Raw genomic sequence first — 16,224 nt, 5'->3', positions numbered from 1 at the left:
CATCATCCGCACCGTCGCGGAAACAGGATCGACCAACGCCGACCTGCTGGAGCTTGCGCGCGGCGGTGCCGAGGACGGTCTCTGGTTGCGTGCGATCCGGCAGACAGCGGGGCGGGGGCGGCTCGGGCGTGAATGGTCGTCGCCCGAGGGTAACCTCTACGCCAGTACGCTGGTCCGATTGAGGCCGAACGATCCGCCGGCCGCGAGCCTCGCGCTGGTTGCTGCGGTTGCCTTGCAGGAAACCGTGTCCACTTTCCTCGTCGCGGGGATCTGCCAGGGTACGACCGACGCGAGCGAGACGCTGGTCCTGAAATGGCCCAACGACCTGCTGCTCGCGGATGCCAAGTTGTCGGGTATCCTGCTCGAACGCACGGACAATGCGGTGATCGTCGGCTACGGCGTCAACATTGCGCACCATCCCGATTTGCCCGACCGTGCGACGACCGACCTCGCCGCGCACGGCGTGGTTGTCGAACCGGCAATGTTCCTCGACATCCTCGCCGACAGTTTTGCGCGTTGGATCGGTCGCTGGCGGACCGAGGGTATCGCCCCCGTCCGCGAGCGCTGGGTCGATTGCGCGCATCCTGCAGGCACCGCGCTGACCGCTCGCCTCCCCGACGGCAGCGGGATTGACGGCTTGTTTATCGGGCTCGACAGCGACGGCGCGCTGATCCTCCGCTTGGCGTCTGGCGAGCGGCGTGTCATTCACGCTGCCGACGTCTTCCTGCTTTGAGGCCCCGCTGATGCTGCTCGCGATCGATGCCGGCAATACCAATGTCGTGTTCGCGCTCGTCGAGAGCGGTGAGATCGTCGCACGTTGGCGGATCGCGACCGATCCGCGGCGTACCGCAGACGAGTATGCGGTGTGGCTGAGCCAGTTGATGCAGCTCGGCGGGCATGATCGCACTGGGGTCGAGGGCGTGATCGTCGCCACCGTTGTTCCCCGCGCGCTGCACAACCTCCAGGTGCTCGCGTCGAAATACTTCGACACCGACGCGCTGATCGCAGGGCATGCGCCAGTCGAATGGGGCATCGCGATCGATGTCGACGAGCCTGCCTCGCTCGGTGCCGACCGTGCGGTCAACACGATCGCTGCGCATGCGCTGCATCCCGGCGACCTGATCGTGATCGATTTCGGCACCGCGACCACGTTCGACGTCGTCGACTATAGCGGCGCGTACAAGGGCGGGATCATCGCGCCGGGGATCAACCTTTCGCTCGACGCACTAGTGACCGCCGCGGCGAAGCTGCCGCGGATCGCGATCGAGGCACCGACCGATACCAGCGTGATCGGGCTCAACACCGTCTCGCAGATGCATATCGGCATCTATTGGGGCTATGTCGCGATGATCGAGGGGCTAGTCGCGCGGATGAAGCGCGAGATCGGCCGTCCCGTGAAGGTCGTCGCCACCGGCGGCCTTGCCACATTATTCGAGAAACAGACCGACGTGTTCGACGTCATCGAAGCCGACCTGACGATCCAGGGGCTGGCGATGATGTGGGATCGTCACCATATCTAGGGCCATTGGGCTCGCGCCGACCGGCCTGCGGGCCATATTCCTGTATAATCCTGAAAGTAATCAATGACTCCGAAGAACGAACTCCTTTTCTGTGGCCTTGGCGGCTCCGGCGAAATCGGCATGAACGTCAACCTGTACGGCTGCCAGGGCAACTGGGTGATGGTGGATCTCGGCATCACCTTCGCTGATCCGCAATATCCCGGCGTCGACGTGATCCTGCCCGATCTGTCCTTTATCGAGGACCGGATCGACGACCTGCTCGGCATCGTCATCACGCACGGCCATGAAGATCATATCGGCTCGCTGCCGTATCTCGCCGAAGACCTCGGCGTGCCGATCTACGCGACGCCGTTCACGATGGGCCTGATCCGCGGCAAGCTCGAGGAAGAGGGCATCGCCAACCGCGTGAAGCTCAAGATGATTCCGATGGGCGGCAATTTCCAGCTCGGGCCGTTCGGCTTCACCTTTGTTGAGATGTCGCATTCGATCCCCGAGGCGAACGCGCTGTTGATCGACACGCCTTACGGTCGCGTGTTCCACACCGGCGACTGGAAGCTCGACAAGAACCCGGTGATCGGCAACCCGACCACGCCTGAGGGCTTCATGGCGATCGGCGACAAGGGCGTCGACGTGCTGGTCTGCGACTCGACCAACATCTTCAACACCACCGCATCGGGCAGCGAGAGCACCGTGCGGAAAGGTCTGTTCGAGGAGGTCAGCAAGGCCAAGGGCCGCGTGATGATCACCAGCTTCGCGTCGAACGCCGCGCGTCTGCACACGTTCGGCGAAGTCGCGAAGGAAACGGGGCGCAAGCTGTGCGTGACCGGGCGTTCGCTCGACCGGATCATCAAGGTCGCGCGCGCGACGGGCTATCTGAAGGATTTTCCGGACACGATCAGCCCGGACGAGGCGATGCGCCTGCCCAAGAACAAGGTGCTGATCATCGCCACCGGTGGCCAGGGTGAAGAGCGCGCGGCGCTGGCGCGTGTCGCCAATGGCCAGCACACGATCACGCTCGACGCCGACGACACGGTGATCTTCTCGTCGAAGCAGATCCCAGGCAACGAGGTGCAGATCGGTCGCATCCAGAACACGCTGGCGGCCAAGGGCATCCGCATGATCACCGAGCGCCAGGCGCACGTCCATGTATCGGGTCACCCGGGTCAGCCGGAACTCGCGCAGATGTACGACTGGCTGCGGCCGGACGTGCTCGTGCCGACGCATGGCGAGATGCGCCACATGATGGAGCATGCGCGCTTTGGGCTCGAGCAGGGCATTCCGCGCGCGATCGTGCAGAGCAACGGCGACATCATCCGTCTGGCGCCCAAGGGCCCGGCGAAGATCGGCAATGCGACCGTCGGGCGTCTGGTGCTCGACGGCGACGTGATCCTGCCGGCGGACGGCGCGACGCTGAGCGAGCGGCGCAAGCTGGCGATCAACGGCCAGATTTCGGTTGGTGTCGCGCTCGGCAAGGACGGCCGGATGGTCGGGCAGCCGCAGGTTCGCGTGCAGGGCGTGCCGGTCGAGGAAGACCGCGCGGCGTTCATCGCCGATGCGGTCCAGGCGGCCGCGGACACGGTACGCGGTGGCAAGCGCGAGAGCGAGAAGATGCGCGAGCAGATCCGTCTCGCAGTGCGCAAGGTCGCCAAGCGCTGGACCGGCAAGCAGCCGATCGTCGACGTGCTGTTGATCGAGGGCTGATCGGATGCGCTGGACCTCGTCACTCGCGATCTACGTCCTGTTCTGGTCGTTCTCGGTGTTCCTGGTCCTGCCATTCGGCGTGAAGACGACGCGCGAGGTCGGGGGCGAACACGTCCCCGGCCAAGCGGAAAGCGCGCCGCACGAGTTTCGGTCGGGGCGGACGGCGTGGCGGGTGACCGTTGTGGCGACGGTGCTATTCGTGCTGTTCCAGCTGAATTATTCTTACGGCTGGATCACACCGCAGAGCGTCGACCTGTTCGACCGTGGGAACATGGTCACGCGCTAGGACGGCCCCTTGATCCTCCCCCGCCAGGGGGAGGTGGCACCGTAGGTGACGGAGGGGGAGGACCACGCAACAGCGGTTTGTGCTTACCTCCCCCTCCGTCTGGCAAGTGCAGCCACCTCCCCCTTGCGGGGGAGGATCAAAAGGTGAGCATCATCCCGGCGATGCGGCCGAGCCCGCCAGCAAACCGCCATCGATATTGATCTCCGTCCCGGTGATGTAGGTCGCCTCGTCCGACGCGAGCATCACCGCGACCGCGGCCACCTCGTCCGGCATTCCGAACCGCTTCAACGGCGTATCCGCCACCAGCGTCGCCATCCGCGCCTCCCGGTCCGCTCCATCCCCGAGCATCGGCGCCCAGATCGGCGTCAGGATCGCCGCGGGATGCACCGAGTTGCAGCGGATCTTCCACCCCTGCTGCGCGCAATACAGCGCCACCGTCTTGCTGTGATTGCGGATCGCGGCCTTCGACGACGCATAGGCCGCGGCGAGGGGGATCCCGACCAGCCCGGATCTCGACGAGATGTTGATGATCGAGCCGGCGCCGGCCACCTTCATCGCGCCGATCGCATAACGACAGCCGAGGAACGTGCCGTCGAGGTTGACCGCATGGACCGCGCGCCAGTCTGAAAGGCTAGCATGTTCCGGATCATGCGCGACCATGCCGTGCTCAAAACCCGTTACGCCCGCATTGTTCACGAGCACGTCGACCACCGGAACGATCTCCGCCAAGCGCTGCCAATCCGCCTCTTCGCGGACGTCGAGCCTTTCGAACCGGCAGCCTATCTCCGTCGCAGTCTCGACGCCGGCGGTTTCGTCGATGTCGGTGAGGATGACGATGGCGCCTTCGTCATGGAAGCGCTCGGCGATCGCGCGGCCGATGCCGCGGGCTGCGCCGGTGATGACGCAGATCTTCATGTTCAGTCTTGGCATTTGGGCCTCGAAATATGAGTCCGGTCGGCGGATTGCTCCGTTATCGGTGACGTTGAATCATTTCGGGAGGTCGTTTTCAGCGCAGGCGCTCGATCGCCTGCGCCAGTGCCACGTACAGCTTGCCCATGTCCGACGACAGCAACGTGACCCCGAGCGGTGAGCCGTCGCGTTGCGTCAGGATCGTGCGGAGCATTGCTTCGAAGTCGTGGATGTAGCGGTTGACCATCTCGCGGAAGGGCTCGTCCTCGTCGTACAGACCGGCGATCTCGCGGACTTCGCTGGCGTCGAGGATGCGGACGGCGCGTCGCGTGAAGACGCCGCGGTCGCCCTTGAGATACGCGCTCCATGCGCTGTCGGAGATTTCGGGTGCGATGGCCTTGGTGATGTCGATCGAGGCGGAATTGAGCGATTCGATCAGCAGCGAAACGCGGCGCGCGAAGGTGTCCCGGTCGGCATCTTCGCGCTCGGTGCGCGCCTCTTGAAGCCGCGTTTCGACGATCGCGGTCTGGTCGACGATCGCCTGGACTTCGCGCGCGAGCCGTTCGGTCGCGCCGGTGGCGGCGTCGACCGCGGCGCCCGTGGCGTCGGTGAGCGCCTTGACCTGGCGTTCGACGGTGTCGTTGGTCGCGCGGCGCATGGCGTCGGCGCTGGCGGCTTCGAGTGCGGCTGCAGCCTCGGGTATGACCTTCGACAGCGTCTCGCGCGCCTTGTCGGCGGCGACGGCGGCGGTCTCGCGGACGCGGTGGAGCGCTTCGATCAACTGCGGTGCGGCGTCTTCGGCGAAATGCTGAGTCCGGCCAATCGCCTCGTCGACCATATGACCAAGCGCATCGGCCTTCGCGCGGCCGGTGTTGAGCGTGTTGAGCAGGTCCGTCGAAAGCGTGTCGAGAACCTGACGCTGTTCGCCGATTACGCCTGCGATCGCCTCGATCGCGTCGTGCGTGCTCTCCGCGGCGGTGACGAGCGCGAGCAGTTCGGGGCGCGCCGAGACGACGATGCTCTTGCTGGCGAGCACCTGCGTATCGAGGCGGCCCAGTGCTTCGGGCATCGTCTCGTCGATCTCGCGCGCGGCGGCATCGAGTGCGACGAGCAGCGTCTCGGTCGTCGCAATCGTCCGGTGCGCCATATCGTCGCCGGCTCGCAACGCCTCGGTCATCGCGTCGGCAGAGCCGCCGAGCGCGCTGATCGATGCGGCGAGATCCTGGGTGCGCTCGGTGCCGTGGCGGTGGAGCAATTCGATCCTGGATTCGACTTCGCCGAGCCCGGTGTGGAGATCGTCGACGATCCGGTCGCCCGCGCTGCGTTGCAGGTCGAGGCGGATCGCGACGCGTTCGATCGCGTCCTCCACGCTGGCGATCCGCTTGGCGAGCGCTTCGGCGCTGTCGCGAGCGGCGCTGTCGAGCGCGGCCTGGTTTGCGCCAACCATTGCCAGCATCGCGTCACCCTGCGCGGCGATGCCGCGGCGTGAGTGATCGACGGCGTCGGCGGTGCGGTTGAGCAGCGCGTCGACTGCTGCGGACATGCCGTCGGTGACTGATTCAAGATGCGCGCCGGCGGTCTGGCTGGTCGCCTCCATGCGCACGATGTGTGCGGCAAGGCGCTGTGCGGCGCCGCTCGCCATCGCGTCGGCATCGCGACCGCGCTCGGCGAGCGCGACGATCTGCGCATCGAGTGCGGCGGCATGCTCGCTCGCAGACAGCCCGGTGCGTTCCAGGCGCTTGGCGACGTCGTCGATATCCGCCTGTGCGCGGGGGAGGGTGGCGATCAGCACGCCGAGGCTCGTCTGCGCGCCGGCGGTCGAGGTCGCGAGGTTGCGCGCGTGCGCTGCAGCCTGGTCGATCTCGGAGACCATGCCGCGGCCGATTGCCGCGAGTTGCTCGGTCGCGCCACCACCCATCGCCATCAACGCGTTCAATTGTTCGGCGAGGTGTTGGCGGTTGGCGTCGATCGTATTCGAGAGCGCGGCGACGCTGCGTTCGAGGCTGGCGGCCTCATCACGCATTGCCTGTGCTGTGATACCGAACCGGTGCGCTTCGCTACGGCTGGTCCGCATCGCGAGTAGCCAGACGATGCCGATCAGCGCGGGGACGATGCAGAGCGCGGCGATGAACTGGACTAAGGCAACCGGCTCGATGGTCGCGAGCGAACCGCGCGCGAGCCACAGCATCGCCGCCAGCCAGATAACCACGACCGCGACCGCGACACCCACGTAAAGGCGTCCGCGGTCGGGCGCAGGCTGTTGATAAACCTCGTCGAAGTCCGTTTCTGTGACGGTGTCGGACATGTTTTCTATCACCGGATCCATCACGATATCCGCGCGAATGGGATGGGCATTGCCTGCCGACGCGCGAAACCCGATCATTGACGAACCCCCGTTCATGAACTGCGGAAGTATCATGAATTGCAGCGGGACAAAACGGATGATGCGATCTTCGCACGTTCATCCGTCCGGTAAGCAGGGCGGCACGGCGTATGGTCCGACCACCATAGGGGCAGGGACCGTCGGTCGACGGAACGCGCGAGAATTTGGGTATCGATCGACGTGCGGTTTCGCGCCTGTAACGCCGAACCGAGCCTTGGCGCAGGGCGGTTCGGCCGAACGCGGGCTTTGCAGGACGGCGCGTACCGCCTAACAGCCTGCGATGCTTGCCGGCCTATTATTTGCAATTCATGACGCCGACGATCGCCCCGATCGTCTTGCTGCGACCTTGCCCTTCAGCGGCGTGACGCTGATCGAGTATCAGGCGCGGTTGCTGATCGCCGCCGGCGTTTCGCAGATCATCATCGTCGTCGCGCGCATGACCCCCGAGTTGCTCGGGGCGATCAACCGCATCGGACGACGCGGCGTGAGCGTCGATACGGTACGATCCGCGATGGAAGCGGGCGAGAAACTTCACCCGCTGGCACCGGTGCTGATGCTCGGCGACGGGCTCGTCACCACCGACGCGATCGTCAAGGCGATGGCGGTCGAAGATGGCGACTGCCTGCTCGTCGTCCCCGAGAGCGACGCAGGGCCGGGGTTCGAGCGTGTCGGCGGCCAAATGGCGTGGGCCGGCGTCGCTCGGCTGAATTCGAGCCGGATCGCCGAAGTCGCGGGCCTGCCGCAGGATTACGATCTCCAGTCTTCGCTGTTGCGGTTCGCTGTACAATCGCGCGCGACACATGTGCTGTTGCCGACCGATGCGGTGCGCGGTGGGCATGGGATCGAGCGTCAGGCGCGGACGCTGGAAGAGCGCGGGCGCGCGGTGCTGATGACGATCGTGTCGGGGCGGCGGGGCTGGTTCGACCGCTTCGTTCTCGCGCCTATCGCGCGGCTGGCATTGCCGTTGCTGGTCGATCGTGGTGCGGCGGGCACCACGGTTGGAGCCGCCGGCGCGGCGCTGGGCGTGGCCGGATTGGTGACGATCGGCTTCGGGCTGCCGTCGATCGGTCTGATATTGTCCCTCGTCGGATGCATAGCCTTGGCGCTCGGCTCGGTGCTCAGCGGACTTCGCGACGATGCGCCGATGGCCCGGGGGCAGACCCTCGCGATCGGCGGCGTGGCGGCGGCATCGATCCTGGTCTTCGCGTTTTTCGTCAGTGGCTATGCGGGAAACAACACCGCATTGGCGATCGGTACCGCGCTCGTCGCGATCGGCGCGCTGGCCGAACGCGCCATACTCGAGCGCGAACGGCAGATGTGGTGGGGAAGTCCGGCAGCCTACCTGCTGATCGTCGCGCTGTTCGCGATCCTGGGGTTCCCGGTGTTCGGGCTCGGCCTGACCGCGGTGTATGCGACCGCGACGCTGGCGGTCGTGATCGAGCGACTTCGCCGAACGCCTTAGGCGGACCTTAACGTCCGGAGGCTAAGCACGGGATCATGTCGGTCGGTCCAGACCCAGTGCGTGACGTCGTGTCGCCCTATGATCCCGTTGCGCGAGCGGAGGATGCACGCCTGCGCGCGGACGCGCGGCTGACCGGAACGATCGCGGATTTCTTTCTCGATGCCGACGCACGGCTCGACGACCGGACGCGACAGATGCTCGCGCAGGTGCTCGGCGCGATCGTCGGGGCGATCGAGTGGGACATCCGCCGACATGCCGCACGACTGCTCGCGGGTGGCGGCGCGACGCAGGCCGGCGAGGCGATGTTGAAGGCCGGGGCGGGGGGCGTTCTGGATCGGCTCACGCGGGCGGGATTGCTCCGCGATGAAGAATTGATGGACGAACTGATCGCGCGCGTACGCCATGACCTGATTGCCGCCTCGTTGCCGGTCGAGGTCGCCGAACCCGACGAAGCGAGTTTGCTGGTGCGGCTGGCGGGGGTGCCGGACAGCGTGGTGGCGTCGGCGGCGTCTGCATTACTGGCTGCGGAAAGCCGGCGGCGGGTGGCGAACGAGCAAGGATCTGTCGGGGGCAGCGAGTTACCCGCCGAACTGCATCACCGGCTGGTGTGGTGGGTGGCGGCGGCGGTGCGCGACGGCCTGAAGTCCGTCACGCGCGAAAGCGACCGGGCGATCACCGATGCGGCACAGCGCAGTCTCGCCGCGCATGACGAGGGTGAACGGCCAGACGCGGTCGCGACGCGGCTCGCCGGTGCGCTCGATGCGCGACCGAACGAATTGCCTGCGGTGCTGGTCGAATCGATCGGCGACCGGCGGCTGTCGTTGTTCGTCGCGGTGTTGGCGCATGCGATCGGCATCGCGTTCGATCAGGCGCGGGCTATCACGCTGGACCCGGAGGGCGATCGGCTGTGGCTCGCGTTGCGCGCGATCGACCTCGATCGGCCGACGATCGCACGGATCGGGCTGGCGCTGTCGGAGGCGGATCCGCGGCGCGATATCGAGGCGTTTGCGGATGCGCTCGATGCGATCGTGTCGGTCGGGGTCGAGGATGCGCGTGCGTCGCTCGCGCCATTGGCGTTGAACCGCGATTTTCGGATGGCGTTGCGCGCGCTGGCGCGTACGGGTCGGCGATGAGCGTGTTCGACCCTTCGATCGAAAGTCCGATTGCGCATGCGATCGTTGCGCCCGACGGTTCGCTGTCGTTTGCGGACCCGGCGCTGGTTGCGCTCAACCAGCGGGCGGGCGGGATGCGCGGTGCGCCACTTGCGGTGCCACAGCTTGCGACGATCGCTCGGTTGGCGCGTCGGCTGGGGATCGTCGTGTCGCGCGGCGTGGTCGTCGCGGACGACGAAACGGACGTAGATCTTTGGGTGCGGGCTCAACCGGATGGTGAGAACGTACGGCTGACGGTGAGCGGCTGGCGCGAGATCGCGGCGTGGCGGCCGGCGCGACCGTCGCCGGATACGCAGGACGATTTCCACGGCAGCGATACGGATTGGCGGTGGGAGACGGATTCCGCGCTGCGGCTGACGTTCGTCACGCTCGATGCAGGGCCGAAGCACGGGTTCGACGCCTTCGCGTTGCTGGGCCAGCCGCTGACGGCGATGTTCTCGCTGGATACCGGTGTGGATGGGGCCTTGCCGATCCTCGACTCACTTGCGCGGCGACGCTCGATGACGGCGCAACCGGCTCGGCTGCGGAGTTCCGGACGCGCGGTGACGTTGACGGCCAATGTTCGACACGATGCGGCGGGCGACTTTGCCGGGTTCGTTGGCGCTGCACGCATGGTAGTCGAAGACGCACCGCCCCCTGCTGTCTCGACCGAGACACTGTCGCCGACCTTTACGAGCGGACTCGACAAGGCGTTGCGGGTTCCTCTCGCGCGTATCGTCGCGAACGCGGACAGCATCAATGCGCAGGCGGATGGTCCGGTGCAGGGCGATTACGCGGATTACGCCGCGGATATTGCCAGTGCCGGACGGCATCTGCTCGAACTGGTTGATGACCTCGTCGATCTCCAGGCGGTCGAGCGGCCCGATTTCGCGCTGGTGCCCGAGCCGATCGACCTTGCCGATGTGGCTCGACGGGCGGCCGGGCTGTTGTCGGTGCGCGCGGCGAACGCAGGCGTCACGATCACGCGCCCGGCGCTGGACGTGCGTGTTCCGGCGCTCGGCGATTTCCGTCGCGTGTTGCAGGTGCTGGTCAACCTCGTCGGCAACGCGGTGCGCTATTCGCCGCGTGGTGCGCAGGTGATCGTCACCGTGACGCGGACGCAGACCCACGCGGTCGTCGTGGTCGCCGACAAGGGCAAGGGAGTCGCGCCCGAGGATCAGGTGCGGATCTTCGAGAAGTTCGAGCGGGTCGATCCGTCGGAGGCCGGCGGCAACGGGCTCGGCCTGTATATCGCACGGCGTCTCGCGCGGGCGATGCAGGGGGATCTCACGATCGAAAGCGCACCCGGCGAAGGCGCGCGGTTCGTCTTGACCTTACCGGCGGATCCGGCGCGCCACTAATATCAGCGCGAGGCCGAATGCGGCGAGGAATGCGCCGCGATCCGCCCATGGCCGCTGGTCGAGCATGAAACTCGACTGCGGCCAGTGGACGTATCCGAGCCCCTGACCGATCCAGAGCAGACCCATCAGCGCGCTGAGCACGCCGACGATCATCAGGATCGGCCGGAGCGTCTTCATCAGCGTGACGCCATCGGGACGTAATCACGCGCGGTCGGACCGCTGTAGAGCTGGCGTGGACGGCCGATCTTCTGGTCGGGATCGGTGATCATCTCGTTCCACTGCGCGACCCAGCCGACCGTGCGGGCAAGCGCGAAGAGCACCGTGAACATCGACGTCGGGAAGCCGATCGCCGACAGGATCACGCCCGAATAGAAGTCGACGTTCGGGAACAGCTTCTTCTCGATGAAGTACGGATCGCTGAGCGCGAGACGCTCGAGCTCGATCGCGACGTCGAACACGGGGTCGGTGACGCCCAGCTCGCCGAGCACTTCCTTGACGGTCGTCTGCATGACGGCCGCGCGCGGATCGTAGTTCTTGTAGACGCGGTGACCGAAGCCCATCAGGCGGAACGGATCGTTCTTGTCCTTGGCGCGAGCGATATACTCGGGGATGCGGTCGACGGTGCCGATCTCATGCAGCATGTTGAGCGCGGCTTCGTTTGCGCCGCCGTGCGCGGGACCCCACAAGCAGGCGATGCCGGCGGCGATGCACGCGAACGGATTGGCGCCCGACGAACCGGCGAGACGGACGGTCGAGGTCGACGCGTTCTGCTCGTGATCGGCGTGGAGGATGAAGATGCGGTCCATCGCCTTTTCGACGATCGGGTTCACGACATACTTCTCGGCGGGCACGCCGAACGTCATCTTCAGGAAATTGCCGGTGTAGCTCAGCGTGTTGTCCGGATAGACGAACGGCTGGCCGACACTGTACTTGTACGCCATCGCGGCGATCGTCGGCATCTTGGCGATCAGGCGGTGCGACGCGATGACGCGCTGTGCCGGATCGTGGATGTCGGTCGAATCGTGATAGAACGCCGACAGCGCGCCGACGACGCCGCACAGGATCGCCATCGGATGCGCGTCGCGGCGGAAGCCACGGAAAAACTGCGCGAGCTGCTCGTGCACCATCGTATGGCGCGTGATCGTGGTCGAAAAGTTCGCCAGCTCGTCTTCGCTCGGCAGTTCGCCGTTGAGAAGCAGATAGGCGACTTCCATGAAGTTCGACTGCTCGGCCAGCTCGCCGATCGTGTAGCCGCGGTGCAGCAGCGTGCCCGCGTCACCATCGATATAGGTCAGCTTCGACTGGCACGATGCCGTCGAGGTGAACCCCGGATCATAGGTGAAATTGTCTGTCTGCGCGTACAGCTTGCGGATATCGATGACATCGGGTCCGACCGTACCGGACATCACCGGATACTCGAAATCCTTGCCGTCGACCTTGAGGGTTGCGGTCTCGCTCATGCTTGTATCCTTCCTCGAAATCTTATCAGCTAGCCATCCGGTCGGCGATCCGTCCCAGGCTCTCGTCGCGCCCGAGCAGGTCGAGCACGTCGAAGATCCCCGGCGACGTCTTGCGTCCCGTCAGCGCGGCGCGAAGCGGCTGTGCGACCTGGCCGAGCTTGACGCCCCGCGCTTCGGCCACGCGCCGTACCGCGCCTTCGAGCGCCTCCGTATCCCACTCGGCGAGCGCGTCAAGTTCGGCATGCGCGTTCGCCAAAATGACACTCGCTTCACCTTGCAAAAGGCTCGCTGCGGCGTCATCCATTGCCAATGGGCGCTGGCTGAACAGGAAATTCGATCCCTCGGCCAGCTCGTTCAGGTTCGCGGCACGGGGCTTGAGGACCGGCATCGCACGCGTGAGCAGGTCCAGTCCGCCGGTCGGCAGATCATGGCCGAGACGGTCGGCGGCGAGTTGCGCAAGGCGCGCGTCGTCGGCTTCGCGGATGTAGTGGCCGTTGAGGTTCTCGAGCTTCTTCAGGTCGAAGCGCGACGGCGACTTGCCGACACCCGACAGATCGAACCACGCGACCGCCTGTTCGCGACTGATGATCTCGTCGTCGCCGTGACCCCAGCCGAGCCGGAGCAGATAGTTGTCGAACGCCTCGGGGAGGATCCCCATCTCGTCGCGATACGCTTCGATGCCGACCGCGCCGTGACGCTTCGACAGCTTGGCGCCGTCGGGGCCGTGGATCAGCGGGATGTGCGCGTAGATCGGCTCGGGCCAGCCCATCGCGCGGTAGATCGGCAGCTGGCGGAACGCGTTGTTGAGGTGATCGTCGCCGCGGATGACGTGCGTGACGCCCATGTCGTGATCGTCGACGACGACGGCAAGCATGTAGGTCGGCGTACCGTCGGAGCGGAGCAGGACGAGGTCGTCGATCTCTTCGTTCTTGACCGTGACGGCGCCTTGAACGCGGTCCTCGATCGTGACGGCGCCTTCCTGCGGCGCGCGCAGGCGGACGACGTGGGGGAGGTTCGGTGCTTCGCTCTCGGGGCGATCGCGCCAGGGGCTGCGGATGCGGAGCGGCTTCTTCGCGGCCTGTGCCTCGGCGCGCATCGCCGCGATCTCGTCATTGGTCATGTAGCAGCGATACGCGTGGCCCTTCGCGACCATCTCGTGCGCGACCTGAGCGTGACGCTCGGCGCCCGCGAACTGCATGACGACGTCGCCGTCCCAGTCGAGCCCGAGCCAGCGCATCCCGTCGATGATCGCGTCGATCGCCGGCTGGGTCGAGCGGACCCGGTCGGTATCTTCGATACGCAGCAGGAACTTGCCGCCATTGGCCTTGGCGAACAGCCAGTTGAACAGCGCGGTGCGCGCGCCGCCAAGATGCAGGAACCCCGTCGGCGACGGAGCGAAACGGGTAACCACGGGTGCGGCCGAAGCGGCGGTGCCCGTATCAGATATTGCGCCCAACCGCGGGTGCTCCCAGACTGATGAAACGATGGAGAAACGATGGCCATGACAGCCGTCGCCGCCCCTAGCATGCGTCCTTGGCGGCGACAAATGGGCGTGCCGCGATGGGGGGCTGTCGTCGGGCTTGCCGTGGAACGCTGGCTCGAGGCGGAGCGCGACCAGTTGGTGTTGTGGCTGCCGGTGATGCTGGGTGGCGGGATAGCGTTGTGGTTTGCGCTGCCGGACGACGCGGCGTGGTTCGTGACGATATTGGTGCTGGTGGCGGGCGGGCTGGCATGTCTCGCCGTGGGACAAGGCGGTCGCGCGGCGCGCGTGCTCGCGGTAGGATTGCTGACGGCTGCATTGGGGCTCGGGCTGATCTGGGCGCGATCGGTGTCCGTGGCGCGACCCGTGCTCGGCGGCCCGACGATCGCGCGTTTCTCGGCGAAGGTCGAGGCGATCGAACCATTGGTGGCGCGCAAGCTGGTCCGGCTGACGCTACTGCCGGTCGGGAGGGGTGCGGAGACGGACGGGCAGCCGGTCGCCTTGCCGTACCGTGTCCGCGTCAATCTGGCAGAGGCGGATGCACCGAAGCTCTTGGGGACGGGGGCGATCGTCCGCCTGAGAGCCCGTCTGATGCCACCCCCTCTACCCGCGGTACCGGGCGCATATGATTTCGCTCGCGTCGCGTGGTTCGGCGGGATCGGCGCGACGGGGCGCGGCTTCGCACCGGTCGTCGTCACCACGCCGAGCGGATCTGGAGCCGGTATCCGCGTCGCACTCTCGCACCACATCGTATCGCGACTGGACGGCAGCGCGGGCGGGATCGCCGCCGCACTCGCGACCGGCGACGTCGGCGCGATCAGCGAGGAGGACTCGGAGGCGATGCGCCGCGCCTGGCTCGCGCATCTGCTGTCGGTAAGCGGATTGCACATTACGGCTGCGGTCGCGGCGACGATGCTGATCGTGTTGCGGTTGCTCGCGCTTAGTCCCAGGCTGGCGCTGCATGCGCGTTTGCCGTTGATCGCGGCGCTTGCCGGGGCGGCGGCAGCGATCGGGTACACGTTATTGACGGGAAGCCAGGTTCCGACGATCCGGTCGTGCGTCGCCGCGCTGCTCGTGCTGGCGGCACTGGCGATGGGACGCGAGGCGATGACCTTGCGCCTCGTTGCGGCGGGGGCGGCGTGCGTCATGCTGGTGCTCCCCGAATCGGCGGCGGGACCCAGCTTTCAGCTCTCGTTCGCGGCGATCACCGCAATCATGGCGCTGCACGAACATCCGACGATCCGCGCTTTTTTCGGACCGCATGAGGAGGGACGAGGCCGTCGTCTCACACGGGGCGTCGCGTCGCTGCTTCTCACGGGGCTGCTCGTCGAGTTCGCGCTGATGCCGATCGCGGTCTACCATTTCCACAAGGCGGGCTTGTACGGCGCGTTTGCCAATATAGTCGCGATCCCGCTGACGACGTTCGTGGTCATGCCGCTGGAGGCGCTGGCGTTGCTTCTGGATGCCGGCGGACTTGGGGCGCCGATCTGGTGGCTGGTTCAACGGTCGCTCGACGCGCTTCTCTGGCTCGCGCATGTCGTCGCCGGCGCGCCGGGATCGGTCCGATCGTTGCCCGCGATGCCCACGGCGGCATTCGCCTTGATGATCGTCGGCGGTATCTGGATCGCGCTATGGCGAACGCGCTGGCGGCGGCTGGGTTTACTGCCGCTCGCGGCTGGGGCGGTCTGGGCACTCGCGACACCCGCCCCGGACATTCTGATCACCGGCGACGGTCGCCACGTTGCGGTACGGACGGCCGCGGGGCTGGCTATGCTGCGCGATCGGGCGGGCGACTATACGCGGGACATGCTCGCCGAGAATGGTGGGGTGGGCGGCGAGCCCTTGTTGATGGCGGACCAGCCCGATGCGCGGTGCAGCCGCGATCTGTGTATGACCGACATCGCCTCTCGGGGACGGCCGTGGCGGATACTTGCAACCCGCAGTGCCTATATGGTCCCGATCGCTGAACTCATCGCCGCTTGTCGCACCGCCGACGTCGTCGTCAGCGAACGCGGTTTGCCGAACCACTGTGTGCCGCGATGGCTGAAACTGGACCGCCGTGTTATGCGGCATACGGGCGGCATCGCGCTGACCTTGGGGACGGGGACGGTCGTGACGATATTGAACGCCGGCGACCGCCACCCCTGGCGCGATCCGCCTGTCCTTGAGCGTCCTGCGCATCTTTTCAGATCGCGGCACGCTGAGTTTCACGATGGTACGTCTGGGTTTCGGGCCAACCGAAGTCGCTGGAAGAATGATGTTCACGCGAAAGCGCAAAGGCGCGAAGATGATGCGGTTCGGGAGACCGTCCCGAACTCCGCGAGCGATCGGGGAGCGTCGTCGCCTTGACCTCTTCGAAGTGAAGGTAGGCGCCCCCCCAAATGCAACATCTTCGCGCCTTAGCGCCTTCGCGCTATCCAAATCATCAGCCGAAGCACGCGGTGGTCGGCGTTGAACTTTCTCGCGGAGACGCGGAGCAGTGTCTCAGACGATGAACCGGACCAGTTTAAT

13 protein-coding genes are annotated in these 16,224 nt (G+C 66.2%); 8 read left to right on the top strand and 5 right to left on the bottom strand.

Annotated elements, in window-relative coordinates; translation table 11 throughout:
• The first annotated feature begins 1 nt into the window (after position 1).
• The 4 genes from AC1MH0_RS03655 (at position 2) to AC1MH0_RS03640 (ending at position 3,507) form a co-directional block, all read left to right on the top strand.
• Positions 2-733 (top strand): biotin--[acetyl-CoA-carboxylase] ligase, encoded by a 732-nt coding sequence (locus AC1MH0_RS03655; protein WP_480965668.1) that lies wholly within the window; start codon positions 2-4, stop codon positions 731-733.
• 10 nt (positions 734-743) lie between these two features.
• Positions 744-1,520, top strand: a complete 777-nt coding sequence (locus tag AC1MH0_RS03650) for a type III pantothenate kinase (protein WP_480964764.1) — start codon at positions 744-746, stop codon at positions 1,518-1,520.
• Positions 1,521-1,583: 63 nt separating this feature from the next.
• A complete protein-coding gene (locus tag AC1MH0_RS03645; protein WP_480964763.1) occupies positions 1,584-3,221 on the top strand; it encodes a ribonuclease J in 1,638 nt (545 codons plus the stop codon).
• A 4-nt stretch (positions 3,222-3,225) separates the two neighbouring features.
• A complete protein-coding gene (locus tag AC1MH0_RS03640) occupies positions 3,226-3,507 on the top strand; it encodes a DUF1467 family protein (RefSeq protein WP_480964762.1) in 282 nt (93 codons plus the stop codon).
• Between the two features lie 150 nt (positions 3,508-3,657).
• On the opposite strand, the gene AC1MH0_RS03635 is transcribed toward AC1MH0_RS03640, so the two are convergent.
• A complete protein-coding gene (locus AC1MH0_RS03635) occupies positions 3,658-4,437 on the bottom strand; it encodes an SDR family oxidoreductase (protein ID WP_480964761.1) in 780 nt (259 codons plus the stop codon).
• A gap of 76 nt (positions 4,438-4,513) precedes the next feature.
• Positions 4,514-6,799, bottom strand: a complete 2,286-nt coding sequence (locus AC1MH0_RS03630; RefSeq protein ID WP_480964760.1) for a coiled-coil domain-containing protein — start codon at positions 6,797-6,799, stop codon at positions 4,514-4,516.
• 280 nt (positions 6,800-7,079) lie between these two features.
• On the opposite strand from AC1MH0_RS03630, the gene AC1MH0_RS03625 reads away from it, so the two are divergent.
• Genes AC1MH0_RS03625 through AC1MH0_RS03615 form a run of 3 tightly spaced genes read left to right on the top strand, consistent with a single transcriptional unit; the run spans position 7,080 to position 10,773 of the window.
• Positions 7,080-8,261 (top strand): hypothetical protein, encoded by a 1,182-nt coding sequence (locus AC1MH0_RS03625; protein ID WP_480964759.1) that lies wholly within the window; start codon positions 7,080-7,082, stop codon positions 8,259-8,261.
• 35 nt (positions 8,262-8,296) lie between these two features.
• Positions 8,297-9,394, top strand: a complete 1,098-nt coding sequence (locus AC1MH0_RS03620) for a DUF2336 domain-containing protein (RefSeq protein ID WP_480964758.1) — start codon at positions 8,297-8,299, stop codon at positions 9,392-9,394.
• Positions 9,391-10,773 carry a sensor histidine kinase gene (locus AC1MH0_RS03615; RefSeq protein WP_480964757.1) on the top strand — a complete coding sequence of 461 codons (1,383 nt, stop codon included), beginning with the start codon at positions 9,391-9,393 and terminating at the stop codon, positions 10,771-10,773. The genes AC1MH0_RS03620 and AC1MH0_RS03615 overlap by 4 nt, the downstream gene beginning before the upstream one ends.
• Here AC1MH0_RS03615 and AC1MH0_RS03610 read toward each other — a convergent pair.
• The 3 genes from AC1MH0_RS03610 to gltX are packed head-to-tail and all read right to left on the bottom strand — an operon-like array spanning position 10,747 to position 13,689.
• Entirely contained in the window at positions 10,747-10,950 is a 204-nt protein-coding gene (locus tag AC1MH0_RS03610; RefSeq protein WP_107962026.1) for a hypothetical protein, read from the bottom strand. The two genes, AC1MH0_RS03615 and AC1MH0_RS03610, sit on opposite strands and share 27 nt — an antisense overlap.
• Positions 10,950-12,233: a citrate synthase gene (locus tag AC1MH0_RS03605; protein ID WP_060524737.1), complete on the bottom strand. Its 1,284-nt coding sequence runs from the start codon at positions 12,231-12,233 to the stop codon at positions 10,950-10,952. Before AC1MH0_RS03605 ends, AC1MH0_RS03610 begins: the two co-directional genes overlap by 1 nt.
• Before the next feature lie 25 nt (positions 12,234-12,258).
• Positions 12,259-13,689, bottom strand: coding sequence for a glutamate--tRNA ligase (gene gltX, locus AC1MH0_RS03600; RefSeq protein WP_480964756.1), 1,431 nt, complete (start codon positions 13,687-13,689; stop codon positions 12,259-12,261).
• A 90-nt stretch (positions 13,690-13,779) separates the two neighbouring features.
• Between gltX and AC1MH0_RS03595 the strand changes: the two genes are divergently transcribed.
• A complete protein-coding gene (locus AC1MH0_RS03595; RefSeq protein WP_480964755.1) occupies positions 13,780-16,062 on the top strand; it encodes a ComEC/Rec2 family competence protein in 2,283 nt (760 codons plus the stop codon).
• Positions 16,063-16,224: the final 162 nt, after the last annotated feature.

Source organism: Sphingomonas sp. AP28, from assembly GCF_056680455.1.
This window is presented reverse-complemented; position numbering and strand designations above follow the sequence as displayed.

Bases quoted from the DNA above. Each gene is read 5' to 3' on its own strand.
- AC1MH0_RS03650 (WP_480964764.1), top strand. From the start codon at position 744: ATGCTGCTCGCGATCGATGCCGGCAATACCAATGTCGTGTTCGCGCTC.
- AC1MH0_RS03645 (WP_480964763.1), top strand. From the start codon at position 1,584: ATGACTCCGAAGAACGAACTCCTTTTCTGTGGCCTTGGCGGCTCCGGC.
- AC1MH0_RS03640 (WP_480964762.1), top strand. From the start codon at position 3,226: ATGCGCTGGACCTCGTCACTCGCGATCTACGTCCTGTTCTGGTCGTTC.
- AC1MH0_RS03635 (WP_480964761.1), bottom strand. From the start codon at position 4,437: ATGCCAAGACTGAACATGAAGATCTGCGTCATCACCGGCGCAGCCCGC.
- AC1MH0_RS03630 (WP_480964760.1), bottom strand. From the start codon at position 6,799: ATGATCGGGTTTCGCGCGTCGGCAGGCAATGCCCATCCCATTCGCGCG.
- AC1MH0_RS03625 (WP_480964759.1), top strand. From the start codon at position 7,080: ATGCTTGCCGGCCTATTATTTGCAATTCATGACGCCGACGATCGCCCC.
- AC1MH0_RS03620 (WP_480964758.1), top strand. From the start codon at position 8,297: ATGTCGGTCGGTCCAGACCCAGTGCGTGACGTCGTGTCGCCCTATGAT.
- AC1MH0_RS03615 (WP_480964757.1), top strand. From the start codon at position 9,391: ATGAGCGTGTTCGACCCTTCGATCGAAAGTCCGATTGCGCATGCGATC.
- AC1MH0_RS03610 (WP_107962026.1), bottom strand. From the start codon at position 10,950: ATGAAGACGCTCCGGCCGATCCTGATGATCGTCGGCGTGCTCAGCGCG.
- AC1MH0_RS03605 (WP_060524737.1), bottom strand. From the start codon at position 12,233: ATGAGCGAGACCGCAACCCTCAAGGTCGACGGCAAGGATTTCGAGTAT.
- AC1MH0_RS03595 (WP_480964755.1), top strand. From the start codon at position 13,780: ATGGGCGTGCCGCGATGGGGGGCTGTCGTCGGGCTTGCCGTGGAACGC.